This window comes from Mycolicibacter kumamotonensis (assembly GCF_002086285.1).
Classification (GTDB): Bacteria; Actinomycetota; Actinomycetes; order Mycobacteriales; family Mycobacteriaceae; genus Mycobacterium; species Mycobacterium kumamotonense.
The window spans coordinates 181,344-189,326 of record NZ_MVHU01000005.1 but is presented as its reverse complement, the minus strand read 5'-3'; the positions used below and the strand labels follow the sequence as shown (position 1 = coordinate 189,326).

Genomic DNA, 7,983 nt, shown 5'->3' with positions numbered 1-7,983 from the left:
GGTGGGGACCGACGCTGGGGGGCCAGGTGGTCGGCGGTCTGTTGGCCCGCGCCATCGAGCACCACGTCGCACAAGACGACCTGCAACCGGCGCGGCTGACCGTCGAGATCCTGCGCCGGGTTGCCAGTGCACCGCTGCGAGTCACTGCATCGGTGGTGCGCGCGGGGTCGCGGATGCGGGCCGTCGACGCGACGATGACGCAGGACGGCGAGCTGGTGGCCCGCGGCTCGGCGCTGTATCTGCGCCGCGGCGTCCAGCCTGACGGCGAGTTCTTCACCACCGCGGTGACGCTGCCGCCCCTCCCGGAGGAGCCCGAGCGTTTCGACGAGTCGGTGCCGATGTTCATCCGGGCTTATGGCAAGGACGATGGTGATCGCTTTCCGTGGCAGTACTCCGGACCGAGATACGCCTGGATACGCGAGATCCGTGACCTCGTCGACGGCGAGGAGCTCTCGCCGTTCGTGCGGGCGGCGATGGCCGTCGACGTCACCGCCTCGTTGACCAATTTCAGCACCAGGGGTTTGGCGTTCATCAACGCCGACTTCACCTTGACCCTGAGCCGGCTATCGGTCGGCCCCTATATCGGGTTGGCGGCACTGACCCACTACAGCGACGCGGGTGTGGCGACCGGAAGCTCGAGCCTGTTCGACGCGCTCGGCCCGATCGGCAGCGGTGTATCGACCGCGATCGCGAATTTCAACTTCGACGCCGAGAGAAAGTACCGCGAGAAGACCGCCACGGCCGGCTAGGCGATAGCGCCTGACCGTTTGAGCTTTTCGATGCGGTCCCAGTCCATCCCGAGCTCCATCAGCACGACCTCGGTGTGCTCGGATGCCTGCGGGGCGCGCGTGGTCTCCAGCGGCTCGTGGTTGAACTGGACCGGCCCGCGAACCACTTTGAACGCCGGACCGCCGTCGCCGGCTTGCACTTCGACGATCATGTCATTGGCGATCGCCTGCTCGTCGGAGCCCAAATCGACCAGACTCTGGAACGGCGCCCATTGGCCCTTCATCGTCTTGAGGTGCTGGCGCCAGTACGCGAACGGCTTGGCGCCGATCGCCGCGAGGATCAGCTCACTGGCCGCGTCGGCGTTCTCCATCAGTGGCAGCACGTCGCAGAAGCGGGGGTCATCGGCCGCCTCGGGGATGCCCAGGTGCTCGAAGGTGTCCCGGATGTATCCGGTCGGGCTGACGATGCACAGATTGATGGTTCCGCCGTCGGAGGTGGTGTAGTTGCCCAGGAACGGATTCGCCGGTGAGCCACCGGAGTGCGGCATCGACGCACGCATGGCCTCGCCGGTCTCCATGCCCTGGGTCACGCTGGCGCCGGCCGCCCACCACGCCGTGGACAGCAGCGAGACATCGACTTCGAGTGCCTGCCCGGTGCGCTCGCGATGCAGCAGCGCGGCGGCGATACCGCCCGCGATGTTCATACCGCCGACGGAGTCGCCGAACGCCGGGATGCCCTGGGAGAGCGGTGCGCCGAGCTCCTCGGGGCTCAGGGCGTGGCCGACGCCGCTGCGTGTCCAGAATGCGGTGCCGTCGAAGCCGCCGATGTCGCGTTCGGGGCCCTTGTCGCCGTAGGCGCTGCCGCGGGCGTAGACGATGTCCGGATTCGCCGCGCGGATGTGCTCGACGTCGAACCTGTTCTTCTGCCGTGCCCGGGGCAGGTAGTTGGTCAAGAACACATCGGCGGTGGCGGCCAGTTCGTAAAGTACCTGCTGCCCATCGGATGTGGAGACGTCTATGCCGACGCTGCGCTTACCGCGGTTGGGGTGTTCGATCAGCGGATGGCGGTCCGGGTCGAGCTCGAAGCCCCCCATCCGGATGAAGCCACGCTGGGTGTCGCCGCGTACGGGATGTTCGACCTTGATGACGTCGGCGCCCCAGTCGGCCAGAATCGCCCCGGCGGCGGGGACGAACGTGAACTGCGCAACCTCCAGCACCCGGAAGCCGTTCATCACCTTGATCAACTCAGCGCGCTCCTGACGTCCGACATATTGGAGTATTCTACTGTAATGGTTACGGTTGGGCCTCCGAAAGAAGGCGGCGACGTCGAAGGCACCAGCGTGGAGATCGGCGAACGGGCCGCCGCGGCGGCAGAGCCACGGATGCTGATCGACGGGAAGCTGGTCGCGGCGGCCTCCGGTGCGGAGTTCGACAATGTCAGTCCCACCACCGGCCGGGTGTTGGGCACCACCGCGTCCGCCCAGGACATCGACATGGGGTGGGCGATCGGTGCGGCGCGCCGCGCCTTCGACGACACCGACTGGTCGACCAACCGCGAACTGCGCAAGCGGTGCCTGGGCCAGTTGCAGTCCGCGTTGGAGGACGAGAAAGAAGAGCTGCGCACTGAACTCATCGCCGAAGTGGGCTGTCCGGTGATGACCACCCAACTGGCGCAGCTGGATTGGCCGCTGGCAGACGCGTTGCGCTACCCGACGCGGCTGGTCGACGAGTTCGAGTGGGAGCGGCGGATCGAAGGCGGCGGACTGTTCGGCGACCGCAACGTGCGCACCGTCGTCAAGGAGCCGATCGGTGTGGTGGCGGCGATAACCCCGTCCAACTTCCCCGTCGAGGTGATCCTGAACAAGTTGGGGCCCGCGCTGGCGGCCGGCAACACCGTGGTGCTCAAGCCGGATCCCCACACCCCGTGGAACGCCACCCGGCTGGGGCGGCTCGTGGCCGAGCGTACCGATTTCCCGGCCGGAGTGGTCAACGTGGTGCCGACCGGATCCAATGAGGTCGCCGGTCTGCTGGGCACCGACCCACGGGTCGACATGATCTCCTTCACCGGATCGACCGCCGCCGGCAAGCTGCTGGCCCGCCGCGGCGTCGACACGATGAAGCGGACTTTCCTTGAACTGGGCGGGAAGTCGGCATTGATCGTGCTCGACGACGCGGACCCGGCCAAGGTCATCCCGGCCGCCGTAGGCGTATGCGTGCACGCCGGGCAGGCTTGCGCGGCCACCACCCGGATGCTGGTGCACACCAGCATGTTCGACGAGATCGTGGCCGCGGTGACCGCGGCGTTCGCGGCGGTGACGGTGGGTGACCCGGCGCTACCGCAGACTCTGGTCGGCCCGCTGATCAGCGCAGAGCAGAAGCAGCGGGTGCTCGACGCAGTTGCGCAGGCCCGGCGCGACGGGGCCGAGATCACCACCGGCGGTGGGGAATACGAAGACCTACCGCCAGGCCTGCGCGGCGGGAACTACGTGCAGCCCACGGTGATCGTCGGTGTCGACAACAGCGCGGCCATCGCGCAGCACGAGGTGTTCGGACCGATCCTGGTGATCCTGCCGTTCGGGGACGACAACGAGGCGGTGCGGATCGCCAACGACAGCGCCTTCGGGCTGGCCGGCGCGGTGGTCTCGGCATCCGCCGAACGGGCCATGGCCGTGGCCCGCCGGGCGCGCACCGGGGCGATCGGTGTCAACGGGGGGATGTACTACGGCGCCGACGCGCCGTTCGGCGGCTACAAGAGCAGCGGCTGGGGCCGCCAGTGCGGGATCGAGGGGTTCTCGCAGTACCTGGAGACCAAGACCATCGGCTACCGCAAACCCCGGGGGGCGTGAGGTATTAGCTATCGACAGTGTGGTTTGGTGCGCACTGATCGGCGTGTCGCGTGCGAAACCGCACAGTCGGCGGGATTCACGCCGTGAACGTCACCGGCAGCGAACGCGGCGACCGGAACGGCTGGCCGTAGATGTGTGGATTGTCGTCGGTCACCAGCGTGATATCGCCGAGCCGTTCCAGCAGGCACTCCATCGCGACCCGCATCTCCATCCGGGCCAGGTGCAGACCCATGCAGGTGTGCTCACCGGCGGCGAACGTGATGTGCGGAATCCATTTGCGGAAGATGTCGAACTCCTCGGCGCGCTCCCACCGGGACTCGTCGCGGTTGGCCGAGCCGATGCAGACATCGACGACCGCGCCGGCCGGGATCGTCACGCCTGCTACCTCGGTGTCGCGGATCGCGGTGCGCTGTACGGTGGTCAGCGGCGTCTCGTAGCGCAGCCCCTCCTCGATGGCGGCGCCGATCAGGCCGTGATCGGCTTGCACCGCGGCGAACTGGTCGGGATGAGTCAGCAATAGGTACAGCAGGTTGCTGGTGGCCCGGTAGGTGGTCTCCAGCCCGGCCGGCAGCAGCAGGCGGAGGAACGAATAGATCGCCTCGTCGCTGAGTTTCTCGCCGTCGACCTCCGCGGTGACCAGGTCGCCGATGATGTCGTTGTTCGGATGCGACTTCCGCTTGTCCATCTGGGCCAGGAAATACTCCTTCAATGCCGCGGACGCGGAGAACGCTCGCTCGTAGTTGACGGTGTAGCTGATCAGCTCGATTGCGCGCTGACGGAACCACGGCAGGTCCTCTTCGGGCAGGCCCAGCAGCATGGAGATGACCCGGGTCGGGAACTCGAAGGTGAAATCGGCCACCAGATCGGCGCTACCGGTGTCGATGAACTCGTCGATCAGGCCGGTGCAGATGGGCCGCACCACATCCGGCTCCCAGTGCGCCAACGATTTCCGCTTGAAGGCCGATGACACCAGGTTGCGATGTTTGCGGTGCGGCTCGCCTTCCATCGCCAGGATGGTCGGGCCGAGGAACAATCCGATCGTGACGTCGTAGATCCCTGAGTTGAACGAATCCGCTTCCCGGAAGACTTGATTGACCGCATCGAAAGACACGGCGGCGAACTGGGTTTCGGGTCGCAGCGACGCCGGGGTCTTGGAGTAATCCATGACCGTTCCGGGGAAGATCCCGGCCCGGGTGCGCTGGCTCTGAAAGTACGGGTAGGGGTTGGCAAGGTAGCCGGCCGGCTTGTCGAGTGCGGCGGCGACGTCGTCGACCTGACTCTCCACGGCGGGTCTCCCGTCTCAAGTGGAATAATTTACTGTAAGCATTACAGTAAATCATTGGGCGGGCGTTGCGCCAGCGTCAGGCGAGGCGGATCGGCATTCGCTTGATGCCGTGCACGAAGGTGCTGTGCAGGTACTCCGGTTCGCCGAGCGTGACCTCCGGTAACCGGGTGAGCAGCTCATAGAACAGATGCCGCAGCTCCATCCGGGCCACGTGGGTGCCCAGGCAGTAGTGCGCTCCGCCGCCGCCGAAACCCAGGTGCGGATTGGTGGAACGGGTGATGTCGAATTCGTGCGGCCGGTCGAACACCGTCTCGTCGCGGTTGGCCGAGCAGTAGAACAACGCGACCTTCTCGCCGGCCTTGATCTCGGTCCCGGCGACCTCGGTGTCGGCCACGGCGTGGCGCGCGAAGGCGATCACCGGGGTCGCCCATCGCACGAATTCCTCGACCGCGGCGTCGATCCGGTTGTCGAAGTCCGCCAGCAGCCACGCGCGCTGCTCGGGGTGATCGACGAGGGCCTTGAACGCGTGCGTGGTGGCCTGCTTGGTGGTGTCGTTTCCCGCCGAACCGAGCAGCACCATGAACGAGCCCAGCTCTTCATCGGTGAGGCGGTGGCCGTCGACCTCGGCATTGACCAGTGCGGTCATCAGATCGTCGTGCGGCTCGGCGCGGCGGCGCTGCGCCAGCTCGATACCGGATCCGGCCAGAACACCCAGCTGCGTCATGACATGCACCGCCCGGTCTTCCAGCGAGGCGTACTCGTCGTCGCTGCCGCTGAACAGGCATTCGGCGGCGTAGGCGACCTTCTGCTGATCGGCGGGGTCGATACCGATCATGTCGGAGATGGTGCGCATCGGCAGCTGCCCCGAACAGGCTGCGACGAAGTCGATCTGGCCGCCGGTACGCAGTTGCGCCAACAGGTCGTCGACGATGCTCCGGGCGTTGGACTTGATCTGATCCTCGATCCGGCGCACCTGCCGCGGGGTGAAACCCGAACTGATGAGCTTGCGATACCGGGTGTGGTCGGGCGGGTCCATCGCCAGGAAGAACGTCATGTTGCGCTGGATCTCGGCCGGCATCGGATCGACGCTGACCCCTTCGCGGGAGCAGAACAGCTCCTCGTGCTGACTGATGAACTTGATGTCGGCATGCCGGGTGGCTGCCCAGTATCCGGTCTCCTGGTGAGGGAACACCGCCGGCATCGGCCGGTGCCAGGTCAGGCCCTGCTCGCCGCGCAGGGTCGCGAACGTCTCGTCACGGGTGCGAAAGTCGTTGCTCCAGAAAGCCGGATCGGAGATGTCGAGCCGGTGATGAGGATACGGAGACGTCGGTGTACTCGCTGATGAACTCAGGGTCATGGTGTCCTCTCGAAGGTCTCAGACGGCGATGGGGGCGCCGGCGGTGATCGAAGTGATGAAACCGCCGTCGACGAGAATGTCCTGGCCGGTGATCCACCCGGCGTCGGGCGAGCCGAGGAAGTCGATCAGCGGCACGATGTCGTCGACGGCGGCGTGCCGGCCGACCGTGGCGCGCACGGTGTCGAGCAATTCCTTGCCCATCGACCGCTCGAAGTCGGGCAGGATCGGCGTTTCGACCGGGCCGGGGCTGACGGTGTTGATCCGCACGCCGTATTTCGCGCGCGCCGTCGCGGCCAGTCGCTTGGCGTACAGGATCATCGCCTGCTTGGAGGTGGTGTACACCGGGAACGCCGGGTCCTGGCCGGCTTGCCAGCGCAGCACCGCGTCGGCGTCTCCGGCGTCAAGAAGTCCGTTGAGCACCTCGATGCGCTGCTCCCAGCCCAGGGCCGCGGTCGAGGCCACCGCCACCACCGCTCCGCCGGGACGCAGCCGTGGCAGCATGCCTTCGGTCATCAGGCGCATGCCCAGATAGTTGACCGTCAGCACGTCGGCGGCCGGTGCGGTTCCTGGCAACCCCGCGACGTGAGCCAGCAGGTCCCAGCCGTCGCCGATCCGGCCGGTGAACGCGGCGATGGCGGCGGGATCGCGCAGGTCGCAAGACTCATACCGTGATGCGGGAGTCGACGGCGGGCGCACGTCCACGGCCAGAACGAAATCACCACGCTGGTGGAAGTGCGTGGCTGCCGCCGCACCGATCCCCGACCCGGCGCCGACGACCACCACCTTGCGCTGCGGGTTGGTCATCCTCGCCAGCCTTCTGGTGTCCCCGAAAAGTCGACAGTAAGCACGACTGTAACGAATTCGGCGCCGGTGGACAATGCTACGGTTGGCCTTACCGAACAGCCCCGCTGACCATCCGACCCGGCGGCGAAAGATGCGAACAGGAGCCGAGAATGGCCGAGACCATCGGGTTCGTCGGAGCCGGCCAGATGGGCGAGCCGATGGTGCTGCGCCTGATCGACGCCGGCTTTCCCGTGCAGGTTTACGCGCGCCGGTCCGAAGTGCGCGAGCGGCTGGCGGCGGCCGGCGCGGTGCCGGTGGAGTCGGTCGCCGCCGTCGCGCGCGATGCGGGTGTCGTGATCAGCTGCCTGTTCTCCGACGCCCAGTTGAACGAGGTCGCCACCGGTGCCGATGGCCTGCTGGCCAATGCGGGCCGCGACACGGTCGTGGTCTCGCACACCACCGGAACGGTGGGCACGCTGGCCAGACTGACCGCGGAGTTCCCGGACGGCCCGGTGCTGGTGGATGCGCCGGTCAGCGGCGGTGCCCACGACATCGCCGCCGGCACGCTGACCGTCCTGCTCGGCGGCCCGGATGATGCGGTGGCCCGCGTACAGCCGGTGCTGGCCGCCTACGCGAACCCGGTGATCCCCACCGGGGGCCTGGGCACCGCGCTGAACCTCAAGCTGATCAACAACGTGCTGTTCGCCGCTAACGCGCAACTCGTCGCTGCCGCTGTCGAGCTGGCGACGAACCTCGGGGTGCCCGAAACCAGTCTGTTCTCGGCGCTGGAGCACTGCAGCGGCGGCAGTCGGGCTGCGGGGTATGTGCAGTCGGCCGGGGGAGTGGAGAGCTTCGGCAAAATTGTTGCGCCCTTTATGCGCAAGGACGTCGCCGCCTGCATCGAGGCGGCCGCCGACCGTGGCGTCGAACTCGGTCAACTTCGGGTGGTGGCCGAAACCGGACCGCTGGACCTGTCGTGACCGA

At 67.1% G+C, this 7,983-nt stretch carries 7 protein-coding genes; 3 read left to right on the top strand and 4 right to left on the bottom strand.

The genetic code is table 11. The features are described from left to right. On the top strand, window positions 1–749 hold a 749-nt coding region (locus tag BST28_RS05790), incomplete at its 5' end, for a thioesterase family protein (protein ID WP_083080300.1). Here the strand turns inward: BST28_RS05790 and BST28_RS05785 are convergent. After that, entirely contained in the window at window positions 746–1,960 is a 1,215-nt protein-coding gene (locus BST28_RS05785) for a CaiB/BaiF CoA transferase family protein (RefSeq protein ID WP_065287294.1), read from the bottom strand. The two genes, BST28_RS05790 and BST28_RS05785, sit on opposite strands and share 4 nt — an antisense overlap. Before the next feature lie 57 nt (window positions 1,961–2,017). Here BST28_RS05785 and BST28_RS05780 point away from each other — a divergent pair, with 57 nt between their 5' ends. Further along, on the top strand, window positions 2,018–3,574 hold the full coding sequence (locus BST28_RS05780; protein ID WP_083080283.1) for an aldehyde dehydrogenase family protein: 1,557 nt from the start codon (window positions 2,018–2,020) through the stop codon (window positions 3,572–3,574). 76 nt (window positions 3,575–3,650) lie between these two features. On the opposite strand, the gene BST28_RS05775 is transcribed toward BST28_RS05780, so the two are convergent. The 3 genes from BST28_RS05775 to BST28_RS05765 form a co-directional block, all read right to left on the bottom strand. Then, window positions 3,651–4,859: a cytochrome P450 gene (locus BST28_RS05775; RefSeq protein ID WP_083080281.1), complete on the bottom strand. Its 1,209-nt coding sequence runs from the start codon at window positions 4,857–4,859 to the stop codon at window positions 3,651–3,653. Between the two features lie 76 nt (window positions 4,860–4,935). Beyond that, window positions 4,936–6,216: a cytochrome P450 gene (locus tag BST28_RS05770; protein ID WP_065287195.1), complete on the bottom strand. Its 1,281-nt coding sequence runs from the start codon at window positions 6,214–6,216 to the stop codon at window positions 4,936–4,938. A gap of 18 nt (window positions 6,217–6,234) precedes the next feature. Next, window positions 6,235–7,020: an SDR family oxidoreductase gene (locus BST28_RS05765; protein WP_083080280.1), complete on the bottom strand. Its 786-nt coding sequence runs from the start codon at window positions 7,018–7,020 to the stop codon at window positions 6,235–6,237. Window positions 7,021–7,169: 149 nt separating this feature from the next. Here BST28_RS05765 and BST28_RS05760 point away from each other — a divergent pair, with 149 nt between their 5' ends. Continuing rightward, window positions 7,170–7,979, top strand: a complete 810-nt coding sequence (locus BST28_RS05760; protein ID WP_083080278.1) for an NAD(P)-dependent oxidoreductase — start codon at window positions 7,170–7,172, stop codon at window positions 7,977–7,979. The last annotated feature ends 4 nt before the right edge of the window (window positions 7,980–7,983 follow it).

What these genes read in the sequence shown, in the direction of transcription:
- BST28_RS05770 (WP_065287195.1), bottom strand. Translation starts at nt 6,216, where the DNA reads ATGACCCTGAGTTCATCAGCGAGTACACCGACGTCTCCGTATCCTCAT.
- BST28_RS05760 (WP_083080278.1), top strand. Translation starts at nt 7,170, where the DNA reads ATGGCCGAGACCATCGGGTTCGTCGGAGCCGGCCAGATGGGCGAGCCG.
- BST28_RS05785 (WP_065287294.1), bottom strand. Translation starts at nt 1,960, where the DNA reads ATGAACGGCTTCCGGGTGCTGGAGGTTGCGCAGTTCACGTTCGTCCCC.
- BST28_RS05765 (WP_083080280.1), bottom strand. Translation starts at nt 7,020, where the DNA reads ATGACCAACCCGCAGCGCAAGGTGGTGGTCGTCGGCGCCGGGTCGGGG.
- BST28_RS05780 (WP_083080283.1), top strand. Translation starts at nt 2,018, where the DNA reads ATGGTTACGGTTGGGCCTCCGAAAGAAGGCGGCGACGTCGAAGGCACC.